A 15,253-nucleotide genomic window follows, 5' to 3' on the forward strand; every position below is an offset into this window, starting at 1 on the left:
CACGCGATAACCTGATGCCGATATCTCGCACTAATAGGGAAAACTGCCGAACCAGAGTCTCAATGGTCTGTCAGACCGACTAGGCTCAGACAACTTCACGCTCGCTCGAGGTCCTATCGATGACTCAAGAACCACTTGTTCGCGAAGCAGAGGTGGCCGCATTCCGCGACGCCGTCTTGACCAAGCTTACCTATGCGGTGGGCAAAGACCCGGATCACGCCTTCGACCACGACTGGTTCGAAGCCATCGCCCTGGCGGCGCGCGATCACATGGTCGAGCACTGGATGGACCACACCCGGCAGATCTACCGTAAAGGTCAGAAGCGGGTCTATTACCTCTCCCTTGAATTCCTGATCGGCCGCTTGCTCTACGACAGCCTGAGCAACCTCGGCCTGCTCGATGTGGCCCGTGAGGCCATGACCGAGCTTGGTGTCGACATCGAGCGCATCCGTCTGCTGGAGCCCGATGCGGCACTGGGCAACGGAGGCCTCGGGCGTCTGGCGGCGTGCTTCATGGAAAGCATGTCGACCCTCGGCATCGCCGGCCATGGTTATGGCATTCGTTACGAACACGGTTTGTTCCGCCAGGCCATCGTCGACGGCTGGCAGCAGGAACAGACCGAACACTGGCTGGATTTCGGCAATCCGTGGGAGTTCGAACGGCCAGAGGTCGCCTACCCGATCGGCTTCGGCGGCAGTGTCGAAACCGTGACCGATGAAAACGGCAAATCCAGGCAAGTCTGGTCCCCGGCGGAAACCGTGCGGGCCATCGCTTATGACACCCCGGTGGTCGGTTGGCACGGCGCGAGTGTCAATACGCTGCGATTGTGGCGTGCCCGGGCCATGGAAGATTTGCACCTGGAGCGCTTTAACGCTGGCGACCACTTGGGCGCGGTAGCCGAAGTGGCCCGGGCCGAAAGTATCTCCCGCGTGCTTTACCCGGCGGACAGCACCGATGCCGGCCAGGAACTGCGCCTGCGGCAGGAATACTTCTTCGTCGCCGCGTCCCTGCAGGATTTGTTGCGCCGCCATCGCAACATGCACACCTCGGTGCTGACCCTGGGCGATCACGCGGCCATTCAACTCAACGACACGCACCCTTCGATTGCCGTGGCCGAGCTGATGCGTCAGTTGGTCGACGTTTATGACGTGGCATGGGATGCGGCGTGGCAGGTCACTGTCGACACGCTGTCGTACACCAACCACACGCTATTGCCGGAAGCGCTGGAGACCTGGCCGGTCGGTTTGATGGAGCGGATGCTGCCGCGGCACATGCAGATCATTTATTTGATCAACGCCCATCACATAGACTCATTGCGGGCCAAGGGCGTTCACGATTTCGACGTATTGCGTGCGGTATCGCTGATCGAGGAGGACAACGGTCGTCGGGTGCGCATGGGCAACCTGGCATTCCTTGGCTCTCACAGCGTCAACGGAGTGTCCGGCCTGCACACGCAACTAATGCGCAGCACGGTGTTCTCTGAGCTGCATAAACTCTATCCGGAGCGGATCAACAACAAGACCAATGGCATTACCTTCCGCCGTTGGCTCTATCAGGCCAACCCCGAGCTGACCTCGATGATGGTCGATGCCCTCGGCCCGGATCTGCTGGATAACCCCGAAGAGCGCCTGATAGGGCTGGAGCCGTTTGCCGAGAAGGCTGAATTTCGCAAACAGTTCGCCGAACAGCGGCTGCACAGCAAGAAAGCCTTGGCGTACCTGATTCACGAGCGGTTGGGGATCGCGATCAATCCGGCGGCGATGTTCGATGTGCAGGTCAAGCGAATCCACGAATACAAACGTCAGTTGCTCAACCTGCTGCACACCGTTGCGCTGTATCAGGCCATTCGTGCCGAACCGGAAATCGACTGGGTTCCGCGGGTGAAAATCTTCGCCGGCAAGGCGGCGGCCAGTTATCACCAGGCCAAGCTGATCATCAAGCTGACCAACGACATCGCCCGGGTGGTCAACAATGACCCGACCGTGCGCGGTCTGCTCAAAGTGGTGTTCTTGCCCAACTACAACGTCAGCCTGGCTGAAAGCATCATTCCGGCGGCGGATTTGTCGGAGCAGATTTCCACCGCCGGCTTCGAAGCCTCGGGCACCAGCAACATGAAGTTCGGCCTCAACGGCGCGTTGACCATCGGCACCCTGGATGGGGCCAATGTGGAAATGAGCGAACTCATCGGCGCCGAACACATGTTTATCTTCGGCCTCAGCGCCGAGCAAGTGGAAGCGCGCAAGCTCAACCATGAGTTCAACGCGGCACCAGACATTGCCGCCTCCCATCGCCTCAACGACGTGCTGCAAGCGATTCGCGGCGGGGTGTTCTCACCGGACGATCCATCCCGTTACACCACGCTGATCGATTCGCTGGTGGATCACGACCGCTTCCTGGTCTGCGCCGACTTCGACGCTTACTGGAACGCGCAGATGCGGGTTGAAGCGCACTGGCACGACTCCAAAGAGTGGTGGCGCTCAGCGGTATTGAGCAGCGCGCGGATGGGTTGGTTCTCGTCCGACCGGACCATTCGCGAGTACGCCACGGATATCTGGAAGGCGTTGGAGTAACTTTTAGCGACAAATGTGAGCAAGGCCCAACGTCCGTTGGGCCTGATCGATATACTAAGCACCAACTTGACCCTTGTGGGAGCGGGCTTGCTCGCGAAGAGGGCCTGATATTCAACATCAGTGCTGAATGTCAGGCCCTCTTCGCGAGCAAGCCCGCTCCCACATTGGATTGGTGGTGGCAGATGCAATTTGCTCTCACACTGGACTCCGGGTGTCTGCTCACTAGAATGAGTCTGACGCTGTATCGCCCGGATTTGCCCCACCGCGGGGCCGCTTAGGGATATCGACCATGCAATGGATGTTCATGCTGATTGGGCTGCTGCTCGGCTGGATGCTTGACGAGTCGTTCAGCGGTGCACTGTTGGGCGCTTTGCTCGGACTGGGTATCGGCCAGGCCATTCGCATCGGCCGCTTGACGACTCAAACCGCCGAGCAGCGACGCTTGCTCGATCAGGCTCAGGTTGCGCTGAATGCGGTCGAGCAGCGACTGGCGTTGCTGGAAGTGTCGGGCGTCAAAACGCCTGAAGCCAGTGACACTGTGGCCAGCGAATCCGTTCCATCTCCTGAAATCATTATCGAGCAAGCCCCTGTCGCCACCGCGGAATTGGTCTGGGAACTGCCGCCCGAACTCGAACCGATCACAGCAGCCGCCACCGAAACCAGTCGTCCGCAGAAAGATGCCTGGAAACCCGAGCCCGTCACCCGCGAACCACAGCAACCGGCAGCGCCGCGCGGCCCGAACTTCATCGAGCGCGCCATCAGCGGCGCGCGCAACTGGCTGTTCGGCGGCAATACCGTGCTGCGGGTCGGCGTGGTGCTGTTGTTTCTCGGTCTGGCCTTCCTGTTGCGCTATGCCACTGAAGGCATGGTGGTGCCAGTCGAGTTGCGTTACGCCGGTGTCGCGGGGGCGGCCTTGGGCTTGCTCGCGCTGGGTTGGTGGCTGCGACTGCGCAACAGCAATTATGCACTGATGCTGCAAGGCACCGGGATCGCGGTGCTGTACCTGACAGTATTTGCCGCGATGCGTCTGCACCCGTTGCTCGACCCGACGGCGGCGCTGGGCTTGCTGGTGGTAGTGACGGTGTTCTCGGCAATTCTTGCCATTACCCAGAACGCCCTGGGCCTGGCCGCCGCTGCCGCGCTGGGCGGTTTCGCCGCGCCGATCCTGACCTCTACCGGCGCCGGCAACCATGTCGCGCTGTTCAGCTACTTTGCCTTGCTCAATGCCGGCATCCTCGCCATCGCCTGGTTCAAGGCCTGGCGGCTACTCAACCTGATCGGTTTTGTCGGCACCTTCGGCATCGGATTGGCTTGGGGCCTGCGTTCCTACACACCAGAGTTGCTGTGGAGCACCGAGCCGTTCCTGATTCTGTTTTTCCTGATGTACCTGGCCATCGGCTTGTTGTTCGCTCGGCGCAAGTTGCTGGAGATGAGCGACGGACCCGAGGATGACAGCCGCAATGCACTGCTGCACTGGTCGGCGCGCAAGGGCGATTACGTTGACGGCACCATGCTGTTCGCACCACCGCTGGTGGGCTTCGGTTTGCAGTTTGCGTTGGTGGAGCACCTGGAGTTTGCCGCTGCTTTCAGCGCCTTGGCGCTGGGCATGATTTACATGGGGCTGGCCCGGTTGCTGATGGGCGGTCGAGCGCTGTTGTTGGCGGAAACCTGTCTGGCGCTGGGGGTGATCTTTGCCAGCCTGGCGATCCCCTTGGGGCTCGATGCACGTTGGACCGCGGCGGCTTGGGCGGTGGAAGGCGCGGGGATTTTCTGGCTCGGCCTGCGCCAACAACGACCGTTGGCACGAGCCTTTGCCTTGCTGCTGCAACTGGGCTCGGCACTGGCCTTCCTCAGCGAGCTGCGGATCGGCGAGAACAGCCTGCTCGATGGCGCCCCGTTGGGGGCGTTGATGCTCGGCGTGGCGCTGCTGTTCAGCTTTTACCAATTGCGCAAAGCATTGCCCGAACAGGCCTCAAAGTGGGAGCGCCAAGGGCTGCCGGTATTGGCCTGTCTGGGGCTGACGTTCCTTTATCTGCTGGCGCCGCTGTTCTTCTTCACTCATGGCACGGCGATCAGTTGGGCGCTGGCCGGGTTGGCGACGCTGTTCGTCGGCCTGCGCCTGCAATCGCGAACCTTTCTGTTCACCGCGTTCGCCGTGCAACTGCTCGGCGGTGCGTTGTTTCTGTTGCGGCTGCAAGGGGCGGACGGTGAGTCGGCTGCGGTATTCAACGCCGGTTGGAGCGGCTTGCTCAGCGCGTCTTTGATCGGGCTGGCGTTGATCGCCGGCATGTTGCTGGCGGCCCGCGACGAAATGGTGCGCAGCGATGTGCGTTTGCTGCGCGGCTTGTCAGTGGTGTTGCTGGCCGGTCTGGTGCTGATCAACCTCGCCGTGCTATTCGTGTTGCCATGGCAAACCGCGAGCGCGGTGTGGGCCGCCAGTGGATTGTTCATTATCTGGCTGAGTCTGTATTTGAAACAGCGCGTGAGTTTTGTCTTTGGTCTGCTGTTGCAGGTGATCGGCGGTGCTGCGTTCCTGTTCGCCGGGCCGGATCTGCTCGGTCCGCTGCTCAGCGAAGGACTGCGGCCGCTGGCGCATAGCGGTTTCTGGACGCCACTGGTGCTGGGTCTGGCTGCGTTTGTCGGGGCCTGGCGTTTGCAGCTCGGCAATCATGCTTCGGCCTTCGATGGGTTGAGCCTGCAGCGCTTGTCCGAAGTGTTGCTGGTGTGGGGCGCGGGTTGGTGGGCGCTGGCATGGGTCAGCGAAGTGCTGCGCTTTGCGCCGTCGAATCTGCAAGCCACTTTGTTGCTGGCGGTCGCGGCCGTGAGTATCGCGCTGTGGACGTTGTCGGCGCTGCGCCTGAAGTGGTCGTCGCAGGGCTTGCTCTGCACCTTGCTGATTCCCGCCTCCGGTCTGGTGTTGCTCGCGGCCTGGCATTCGCGTTATCACCCGGCGGGCAACTTCGGCTGGCTGGTTTGGGCTGCGGTGTTCGTCGTGCATTTCATCTCGCTGCGGCGTCTGGCGCCGACGCTGCCCGCAAGCGCCCTGAGCACCGCCCATGTGCTCGGCTGCTGGCTGTTGATCGGAGTGCTGGCTCTGGAGCTGCGTTATGGTCTGCTGCTGTTGTCGGAGCAGTACAACGCCTGGCGCTGGCTGGGTTGGGCGATTCTGCCGAGCCTGTATCTGGTGCTGATGGCCGCACCGCGTGCGTGGCCGTGGCCGGTGTCGGAGTATCCTCGCGAGTACCGGGTCTATGCCGCTGCGCCATTGGCCTTGTTGATGCTCGGCTGGTTCTGGCTGGCGAACATCGCCAGCGATGGCGCTGCCGAGCCGTTGCCGTATGTGCCGCTGATCAACCCGCTGGAGCTGGGCCTGTTGTTCGCCCTGTTCGGCGTTTATGTCTGGTCCCGCGGCGCGGTCACGCAACTGGCGATTCGCAAGGAGTACACCGATAACGCCACGCAAGTGATCGCTGGTGTTTCGCTATTTGCCTTCTTCACCGCGCTGGTGATGCGCACGGCCCATCATTGGGGCGGCGTGCCGTTCGCGCTGGATCTGCTGCTTGAGTCGATGCTGGTGCAGGCCGGCCTGTCCATCGTCTGGACCCTGATGGCCCTGAGTCTGATGATCGGTGGGCATCTGCGTCATCGTCGCGAAGTCTGGCTGATCGGCGCGGCGCTGATCGCGCTGGTGGTCGCTAAGCTGTTCTTCGTGGAACTGAGTAACCGCGGCGGGCTGGCGCGGATCGTGTCGTTTATCGGCGTTGGCGTGTTGTTGTTGGTGGTGGGCTATTTCGCTCCATTGCCGCCCAAGCGTGCCGAGGCTGTGCCGGATGTTGAAAAACCGGCCCCTGAAACCGAAGGAGTGTCGTCTTGAGTCAGAAGCTGAACCTGGGCTGGTGGGGGGCTGTGGTGTTGGGTGTGACGCTGTCGGCCGGCGCACAGGAAAAACCGCCGGACTTCGCCACGCAGGTGCCATTGTCGGTGAGTGGCGAAGGCCCGTGGTATCGCCTGGAATTACCCTTGGGTGTGCAACTGAAAGCGCGGCAAACCGATCTGAGCGATCTTCGCGTGTTCAACGGCGCCGGTGAGCCTCAGGCTTATGCTCTGGCCCGAGAACCCGCGCAGACCCGCGAAAACCGCACGCTGAATGACGTGAAATGGTTCCCGTTGTACAACTCGGCGGATGCCACCGAACGCGCGCCGAGTGTGCGCGTGCAATCGAACACCAACGGCACGTTGATTGAAGTGCAGCCGTCCAGCCAGTTGGAGGCGGGCGAAGAAGAGCTGCGCGGCTGGTTGCTCGACGCCAGCGGCATCAAGGCGCCGTTACAGCAATTGATCCTCGATTGGACCAGCGATCGCGACGGTTTCCAGCGTTTCAGCATTGAAGCCAGCGACGACTTACAGCATTGGCAGTCTTGGGGCGAAGGGCAGGTGGCGCGTCTGACATTTGCCGACGAACGGGTCGAACAACATGAAGTCGGCCTGCCGGGGCAATCGGCGCGCTATTTGCGCTTGCTGTGGAGTTCACCGCAGTCGGCGCCGGTGCTGACCTCGGCGCAACTGGAAAGCACCAACCCTCGCACCTTGCCGCTGCCGTTGGTCTGGTCGCAGCCGCTGGCTGGCACCAGCGTGAAGGCCGGTGAGTACATCTGGCAATTGCCGATGGGATTGAATGTCCAGCGCTTGCAGATCGAGCTGAATCAACCCAACAGCCTGGCACCGGTGACGTTGTCGGGTCGCCGGGAAACCAGTCTGCCGTGGCAAACGCTGACCAGCGGTTTGCTCTATCGCTTGACCCAGAATGGCCAGGACGTGGTGCAGAACGAATTGCAGCTACCGGGCCAGACCGTGCAGCAATTGAAGCTGACGGTGGATGAGCGCGGCGGTGGCCTGGGCGCCGAAGCACCGACCGTCCGGTTTGCCGTGCGCTCCACGCAACTGGTGTTTCTGGCGCGCGGGGCCGGGCCTTATACGCTGGCGCTGGGGAGTGCGACGGTGAAGGCGGCGAGCTTGCCATTGTCGACGCTGATTCCGGAATACAGCGCTGCGAAGCTGGCGGCGTTGGGCAAGGCGACCGTGGAGGGTGGGGTCGTGGTGACACCGGCGGCGACCGTGCCAACGGTGGCGGACACGAACTGGAAGAAAATCGGATTGTGGGCGGTGTTGTTGCTCAGCGTGCTGGTTCTGGGGGCCATGGCCTTCAGCTTGCTGCGCAACCCGGTTGTTAAGTCCTGAGGATGGCTGGCGCTACGCGCCATTCGCGAGCAAGTCGGATCGCCGCACCGCCGCTCCCACACTGGATCTCGGTCGTACACAAATGTTGTGTACGCTGAAGATCTACTGTGGGAGCGGGCTTGCTCGCGAAAGCGGTCTATCCGCCACAAAAAAACTCAATCTGCCACTGATCCACAAGCCACATCGGCCCCATTTCGAACTACGCTCAACCCCGCGCATGAACTCTATGGGACGCATCACGTCTGATAGGAGGAAATGCGCCCCGACTCGCGTTAAACTGCGCGGGTTTTTAGCCCCCCATTCCGGAGTCTTCCATGTCCCGCGTTACCTTGAGTCGCTATTTGATTGAGCAGACCCGCAGCAACAACACTCCTGCCGATCTGCGTTTCCTGATCGAAGTGGTGGCGCGTGCCTGCAAGGAGATCAACCACGCCGTGTCCAAAGGCGCCCTGGGTGGCGTTCTGGGCAGCATGGGCACTGAAAACGTCCAGGGCGAAGTGCAGAAGAAGCTCGATGTGATCTCCAACGAGATCCTGCTCGAAGCCAATGAATGGGGCGGTCACCTGGCCGGCATGGCGTCCGAGGAAATGGACAATGCCTACCAGATCCCGGGCAAATACCCGAAAGGCGCGTACCTGCTGGTATTCGACCCGCTGGACGGTTCGTCGAACATCGACATCAACGCGCCGGTCGGCACGATTTTCTCGGTACTGCGTTGCCCGAACGAATACCTGACCCAGAACGAGCCCTTGAATGAAAAGGCCTTCCTGCAGCCAGGTACCCAGCAAGTGGCCGCCGGCTACGCGATCTACGGTCCGCAGACCATGCTGATCCTGACCCTGGGCGATGGCGTGAAAGGCTTCACCCTGGACCGCGAAATGGGCAGTTTCGTCCTGACCCACGAAAACATCACCATTCCTGAAACCACCCAGGAATTTGCCATCAACGCGTCCAACCAGCGTCACTGGGAAGCACCGGTACAGCGCTACGTCGGCGAATTGCTGGCAGGTGATGAAGGCCCGCTGAAAAAGAACTACAACATGCGTTGGGTTGCCGCAATGGTCGCCGACGTGCACCGCATCCTGAACCGTGGTGGCCTGTTCATGTACCCACGCGACAGCCGCGAGCCGTCGAAACCGGGCAAACTGCGCCTGATGTACGAAGCCAACCCGATGTCGTTCCTGGTGGAACAGGCGGGCGGCGCGTCTACCGACGGCCACCAGCGCATCCTCGACATCCAGCCGGAAGGCCTGCACCAGCGTGTTGCGGTGTTCCTCGGCTCGAAAGAAGAAGTCGAACGCGTCACGGCTTACCACAAGGAATAAACCATGACCGCGCCCTGGCAGCCGTTACTCGAATGGTGGTTCGGATCTTTCGAATCACCCAACGAAATAGCGGCTGACAAGGGCAAGTTATGGTTCGGCAAGCGCGACAGCCAGGACCTCGAAGCGCGGATGCGTTTCGCGGATCTGGTCGAGCAGGCACTGGCCGGCGGATTGACCGAATGGGTGCAATGCCCTGAAGGTTGGCTGGCCCTGGTGCTGCTGCTCGATCAACTGCCGCGAATGATCTTTCGCGACACCCCCAAATCCTTTTCAGGCGACCTCAGGGCTCAAGCACTGGTAGCGCAAGGCATTGCCGCGGATTTCGATCGGCAACTGCGACCGATCCAGCGAGTATTCATCTATCTGGTGTTCGAGCACTGCGAAAACCTGGCCGTGCAGAACGAAGCGGTTTCGCGGTTTCTTGATCTGGTTGAACAGCAACCGGAGGCGGATCGGGCGGTATTTGCCGACAACCTGGATTATGCCGAACGGCATCAGAAAATCATTGCGCGATTTGGACGGTTTCCCCATCGCAATGCGGTGCTGGGGCGTGAATCTACGGCTGAGGAAGTTGAGTTCCTTTCAGGGCCCGGGTCCCGGTTCTAACTGATCGTTCCCACGCTCCGCGTGGGAATGCAGCCCGGGACGCTCCGCGTACCTTCCAGAGCCGAACGCGGAGCGTCCGTTGAGGCGTTCCCACGCAGAGCGTGGGAACGATCAGCGCTCGGTAGTTAGATCCTGAAACTGCCAACCAACTGCTTCAACCGCGCCGCCTGCTGCTCAAGGTCAGCACACGCACGCAAGGTCGACTGCAAATTCTCCACACCTTCCTGGTTCAGCGTGTTGATTTCGGTGATGTCGACATTGATCGACTCGACCACGGCCGTCTGCTCTTCGGTCGCGGCGGCCACCGACTGGTTCATCCCGTCGATTTCACCGATGCGCTGCGTCACGCTGCCCAGGCGTTCGCCGGCCTGGTTGGCGATGCCGACGCTGCTTTCGCTCTGGCGCTGGCTGTCGGTCATGGTGCTGACCGCTTCCCGGGCGCCGACTTGCAGTTCTTCGATCATCTTCTGCACTTGCTGCGCCGAATCCTGAGTGCGGTGGGCGAGATTACGGACCTCATCCGCGACCACGGCAAAACCACGACCGGCGTCACCGGCACGGGCTGCTTCGATGGCCGCGTTGAGTGCCAGCAGGTTGGTTTGCTGCGAGATGCTGGTGATCACTTCCAGAATCTGGCCGATGTTCACCGTGTTGCTGTTCAGGGTTTCGATGTTGCCGCACGAATCGCTGATCCTCGCCGACAGCTGCTGCATCGCGGCGATGGTTTTATCCACCACTTGCTGACCGTCTTCAGCCAAGGCGCGGGCGTCGCTCGAATGCTGCGAGGCGAGGGCGGCGTTCTGGGCGATTTCCTGAGCGGCGGCGCCGAGTTCGTTGATCGCCGCAGCCACGCTGCTGGTGCGTGAGGCTTGTTGATCGGAATTGAACATCGACGAATTAGACGCGGCGACGACCCGCAAGGCGACTTCGTTGACCTGGCCGGTGGCCGAGGACACTTCGCGGATCGAGGTGTGAATACGTTCCACAAAACGATTGAACGAGGTGCCCAGCGCACCGAATTCGTCCTGGCCGTGAATGGTCACACGCTTGGTCAGGTCACCTTCGCCTTCGGCGATGTCATGCATGGCGCGGCCCATGGTCAGCAGCGGTTGCATCAGCACGCGGATCAACATGCTCAGCAGCGCGATGATGATCACCACGGCAATGATCATGGCGATGATCGCCGAGGTGCGGAATTCGCTGAGCATCGAGAATGCGGTTCTCTGATCCAGCACCAGCGCTACGTACCAATCCGCCGTTGGCACACCGTTGATGTGAGTGAAGGAGATGAACTGGGTTTTGCCGTCCAGTTCGACTTCCTTCAGGCCCTGACTGATTTTCGGCGCACCGTTGGGGTAGGCGTCGACCAGGTTCTTGAGCACCAGTTTGCTGTCCGGGTGGATCAGGATCTTGCCGTCGGCGCTGACGATAAACGCATGGCCATGACCGCCGAAATTCAGCGAGTTGATAATCGCGCTGACGCTGGACAGGTCGATATCTGCGCCGGCGACGCCGATCATTTGATTCTGATGCTTCACCGGCGTGGCAACGGTGATCACCAGTTTGCCCGATGAAGCCGCGATGTAGGGTTCGGTGACAATGGTCTGTTGCGCATTGTTAGCCGCCTTATACCAGCCACGGGCGCGGGGGTCGTAGTCGGCGGCGCGATTGCCGGCCGGGACCGAGAACATCACGCCATCGGTGCCGCCAAAGTAGCTCAACTGGAAGTTGCTGGTGTAGGCCGGCAGGTCGATGGCGCGCTTGAGATTGACCTGTGCGCTGCCGTCCACGGCGATCTGCTGGGACAGCGATTGCAGCAATTGAATGCGGCTTTCCAGCCAGGTCTGGATGTTGCTGGTGGTCAGGCTGCCGAGTTCCTGCATCGAGGATTCGGTGCTGCTGCGCAGGGTCTGCCGCTGGCGATAATCGTTGAACAGGATGAAACAGGCGAATGCAACGGCCACCACGAGGGCGGCCGCCAACAGGATTTTGTGGCTGAACTTCATGTTTCTGGTCATTAAATGAGCTACCGCGAAGGGCTGGTCAACAAGGGGTGTCAATTTTCCACAGTGGAAGGCTTTGCGCTACTTCTTATGTCGACTGGCCGGCGCCAAAGATTAGGCGGTTACTGCGAAAACCGACGAAATACTCAGCGGCGCGAAAAAGTGGCTGATTACTCGTCAAAAGGCGGACGGGCGGCCAAACAAATAGCCGAATGCTCAGGGAACCAGACAGGGGTTTTCTCTTCTAAGCTTCAGCTTGGCAGCCATGCCATTCCCTTCGCCCCAGGAGTTACACCATGTCGCTGCGTTCTATCGCCTTGCTCTCGTTCTGCGTGTTGTTGGCCGCGTGCGGCAAGATCAATCAGGAAAATTACTCGAAGCTGTCGACCGGCATGCCCAAGGCCGAGGTTGAAACCTTGCTGGGCAAACCTGCCGATTGTTCGGGCGCGCTCGGCATGTCCAGTTGCACCTGGGGTGACAAGAACAGCTTTATCAGCGTGCAGTACGCCGGTGACAAAGTGCTGATGTTTTCTGGCCAAGGCCTGAAGTAAACCGGGGCTATTCGCCCACGGGAGAAAAAAATAATGAAGCGGTTATTGATCGTTCTTTTTGCCGGCCTGGTATTGGCCGGCTGTGCCACTTCTGGCGTAGATCCGTTGGCGCCAAAGACCGTCAACACGGTCAACCTCAAGCGCTACCAGGGAACCTGGTACGAGTTGGCGCGTCTGCCGATGTATTTCCAGCGCAACTGTGCGCAATCCGAGGCCCATTACACCCTCAAGCCTGATGGCGACATGGCCGTGCTGAATCGCTGCCTGACGTCGGACTGGCAATGGGAAGAGGCCAAAGGCACGGCTTATCCACAGGTGCCCGGCAAGGCTGACAAGCTCTGGGTCGAGTTCGATACCTGGTTCTCGCGACTGATACCCGGTGTGGCGAAGGGAGAATACTGGGTGTTGTACGTCAGCGATGATTACAAGACCGCGATTGTCGGTGACCCGAGCCGCCGTCACCTTTGGCTGCTGTCACGGACCCCGACGGTCAATGGTGTAGTGCGCGAAGAACTGCTGAGCAAGGCGCGTCAGCAGGGGTATGACACGACACGGCTGATCTGGCGCACGACCGATACGCAGATGGCCAAGACTTCGAACTGATTGCCAACGAAGATTAAATGTGGGAGCGGGCTTGCTCGCGAAAGCGGTCTGTCAGTCAACAATTGTGTTGAAGATGACGGCCCCTTCGCGAGCAAGCCCGCTCCCACATTTTTTTGTGTCAGCCCAACAGATCGCGCAGGACTTGGGTGAAGGCGCGGTTGCTTTCTTCCTCCCCGGCATGCCGCCCATCACGCACGACCCACTGGCCGTTCACCAGCACATCCCGTACCTGGCGATCACCACCGGCAAACAGCCAACGATTGAGAATCCCGTCGCCACTGGCCGTCGCCAGGTACGGATCGTTGCCATCGAGCACTAACCAATCTGCACGCTTGCCGACCTCCAGGGCGCCAATCGGCTGTCCCAGCGCTTGGGCACCGCCATCCAGTGCAGCGTCGTACAGTGTGCGGCCAACCATCGGCTGATCCGCACCATACAAACGATTACGCCGCTGATCGCGCAGACGCTGGCCGTATTCCAGCCAACGCAGTTCCTCCACCACGCTCAATGACACATGGCTGTCGGAACCAATGCCCATGCGCCCGCCCTGCGCCAGGAAGTCCACCGCCGGGAAAATCCCGTCGCCGAGATTGGCTTCGGTGGTCAGGCACAGGCCGGCGATGGCGCGGCTGTTGGCCATGAGCGTGACTTCTTCCGGGTTGGCGTGGGTCGCGTGGACCAGGCACCAGCGCTGATCGACTTCGGTGTTTTCGTACAGCCATTGCAGCGGACGGCGACCGCTCCAGGTCAGGCAGTCATCGACTTCTTTCTGCTGCTCGGCAATGTGAATGTGTACCGGGCACTGCTTGTCGCTGGCCGTCAGCACTTCACTGATCTGCTGCGGTGTGACCGCGCGCAACGAGTGGAAACACAAACCCAAGGCCTGGGCCGGTTGCTGCGCCAGGATCGGCTGCAAGCGCGACTGAAGTTTCAGGTAGTTTTCGGTGCTGTTGATAAAGCGGCGCTGACCTTCGTTCGGAGTCTGGCCACCGAAACCGGAGTGGCTATAGAGCACTGGCAGCAGAGTCAAACCAATACCGGCGGAGCTGGCGGCCTGGCTGATGCGCAGCGCCAGTTCGGCCGGGTCTGCGTATGGTTGGCCCTTCGTGTCGTGGTGTACGTAGTGAAATTCCGCGACCGAGGTATAACCGGCCTTGAGCATTTCGATGTACAGCTGACGGGCGATGATGCCGAGTTGATCCGGGCTGATTTTTCCGACGAGCCGGTACATCAAATCACGCCAGGTCCAGAAACTGTCGTTTGGATTACCCGCCACTTCCGCCAAACCGGCCATGGCCCGCTGGAAGGCGTGGGAGTGCAAATTCGGCATCCCCGGCAGCAGCGGACCGCTCAGCCGTTCGGCGTCATCTGCATGAGAATCGGCCTGGATATGGGTCAGCACGCCATCGGCGCTGACCTCAAGACGTACATTGTTGGCCCATCCACTAGGCAGCAGCGCGCGTTCGGCAAAGAAGGCGGACATGGTTCAGCACCCCATCGTGTGTTATTTGTATATACATATACAGACGTTTGCCTGCTCGGTAAACTCCGGCAAGCTAGCAACTCCTATTCAACGAACAAGGATCAACCGTGCCGACTCCGCCTGCAGTCTCCCCGTTGGCCGCACACATGGGCGACAGTCCGGCGCCCTTGTACGCCCGTGTGAAACAGATGATTACCCAGCAAATCGACAGTGGAAACTGGCCGCCGCACTACCGCGTTCCATCGGAAAGCGAGTTGGTCAGCCAGCTGGGTTTCAGCCGCATGACCATCAACCGCGCCCTGCGTGAGATGACTGCCGACGGCTTGCTGGTGCGTATGCAAGGCGTCGGAACATTCGTCGCCGAGCCGAAAAGTCAGTCTGCCTTGTTTGAAGTGCATAACATCGCCGACGAGATCGCCTCCCGTGGCCATCGCCACACCTGCAAGGTGATCACCCTCGAAGAAGAGGCCGCCGGTTCCGAGCGGGCCCTGGCCCTGGACATGCGCGAAGGCCAGAGGGTTTTCCATTCGCTGATCGTGCATTTCGAAAACGATATTCCGGTGCAAATCGAAGACCGTTTCGTCAACGCGCTGGTGGCCCCGGACTACCTCAAGCAAGATTTCACCCTGCAAACGCCTTATGCCTATCTGAACCAGGTCGCGCCGTTGACCGAAGGCGAGCATGTGGTCGAAGCGATTCTCGCCGAACCGTCCGAATGCAAATTGCTGCAGATTGAAAAAGGCGAACCGTGCCTGCTGATTCGTCGCCGCACCTGGTCCGGCCGTCAGCCAGTGACCGCCGCCCGTTTGATCCACCCCGGTTCCCGTCATCGTCTGGAAGGACGGTTCCACAAATAAAGAGCCATAAATAAAGA

At 60.5% G+C, this 15,253-nt stretch carries 10 protein-coding genes and 1 pseudogene; 8 read left to right on the forward strand and 3 right to left on the reverse strand.

What is annotated here, in order from left to right:
* The first annotated feature begins 119 nt into the window (after positions 1 to 119).
* The 5 genes from MEB48_RS08490 to MEB48_RS08510 all read left to right on the forward strand — a co-directional run bounded on the left by MEB48_RS08490 (position 120) and on the right by MEB48_RS08510 (position 9,739).
* Positions 120 to 2,570, forward strand: a complete 2,451-nt coding sequence (locus MEB48_RS08490) for a glycogen/starch/alpha-glucan phosphorylase (RefSeq protein ID WP_237883635.1) — start codon at positions 120 to 122, stop codon at positions 2,568 to 2,570.
* Between the two features lie 289 nt (positions 2,571 to 2,859).
* A complete protein-coding gene (locus tag MEB48_RS08495; protein WP_237883637.1) occupies positions 2,860 to 6,444 on the forward strand; it encodes a DUF2339 domain-containing protein in 3,585 nt (1,194 codons plus the stop codon).
* Complete coding sequence (locus tag MEB48_RS08500; protein WP_237883639.1) at positions 6,441 to 7,808, forward strand: DUF3999 domain-containing protein; 1,368 nt, start codon at positions 6,441 to 6,443, stop codon at positions 7,806 to 7,808. Before MEB48_RS08495 ends, MEB48_RS08500 begins: the two co-directional genes overlap by 4 nt.
* Positions 7,809 to 8,122: 314 nt before the next feature.
* Positions 8,123 to 9,133 (forward strand): class 1 fructose-bisphosphatase, encoded by a 1,011-nt coding sequence (locus MEB48_RS08505; protein WP_237883641.1) that lies wholly within the window; start codon positions 8,123 to 8,125, stop codon positions 9,131 to 9,133.
* Positions 9,134 to 9,136: 3 nt separating this feature from the next.
* Positions 9,137 to 9,739, forward strand: coding sequence for a DUF924 family protein (locus MEB48_RS08510; protein ID WP_237883642.1), 603 nt, complete (start codon positions 9,137 to 9,139; stop codon positions 9,737 to 9,739).
* Positions 9,740 to 9,864: 125 nt separating this feature from the next.
* Here MEB48_RS08510 and MEB48_RS29345 read toward each other — a convergent pair whose 3' ends face one another.
* Both MEB48_RS29345 and MEB48_RS29350 read right to left on the reverse strand, forming a co-directional pair.
* A complete protein-coding gene (locus MEB48_RS29345; RefSeq protein ID WP_442969072.1) occupies positions 9,865 to 10,629 on the reverse strand; it encodes a methyl-accepting chemotaxis protein in 765 nt (254 codons plus the stop codon).
* A gap of 93 nt (positions 10,630 to 10,722) precedes the next feature.
* A pseudogene (locus tag MEB48_RS29350) lies at positions 10,723 to 11,757 on the reverse strand (HAMP domain-containing protein); the annotation flags it as partial.
* A gap of 281 nt (positions 11,758 to 12,038) precedes the next feature.
* Here MEB48_RS29350 and MEB48_RS08520 point away from each other — a divergent pair.
* On the forward strand, positions 12,039 to 12,293 hold the full coding sequence (locus tag MEB48_RS08520) for a hypothetical protein (RefSeq protein WP_008068804.1): 255 nt from the start codon (positions 12,039 to 12,041) through the stop codon (positions 12,291 to 12,293).
* 33 nt (positions 12,294 to 12,326) lie between these two features.
* Entirely contained in the window at positions 12,327 to 12,896 is a 570-nt protein-coding gene (locus MEB48_RS08525) for a lipocalin family protein (protein ID WP_237883646.1), read from the forward strand.
* Between the two features lie 118 nt (positions 12,897 to 13,014).
* On the opposite strand, the gene MEB48_RS08530 is transcribed toward MEB48_RS08525, so the two are convergent.
* Positions 13,015 to 14,379, reverse strand: a complete 1,365-nt coding sequence (locus MEB48_RS08530) for a formimidoylglutamate deiminase (RefSeq protein ID WP_237883648.1) — start codon at positions 14,377 to 14,379, stop codon at positions 13,015 to 13,017.
* Positions 14,380 to 14,525: 146 nt separating this feature from the next.
* Here MEB48_RS08530 and hutC point away from each other — a divergent pair, with 146 nt between their 5' ends.
* Entirely contained in the window at positions 14,526 to 15,236 is a 711-nt protein-coding gene (hutC, locus tag MEB48_RS08535) for a histidine utilization repressor (RefSeq protein WP_201087442.1), read from the forward strand.
* Positions 15,237 to 15,253 lie beyond the last annotated feature (17 nt).

Origin of the sequence: Pseudomonas sp. PGPR40, assembly GCF_022014505.1 — a bacterium.
Lineage (GTDB): Bacteria > Pseudomonadota > Gammaproteobacteria > Pseudomonadales > Pseudomonadaceae > Aquipseudomonas.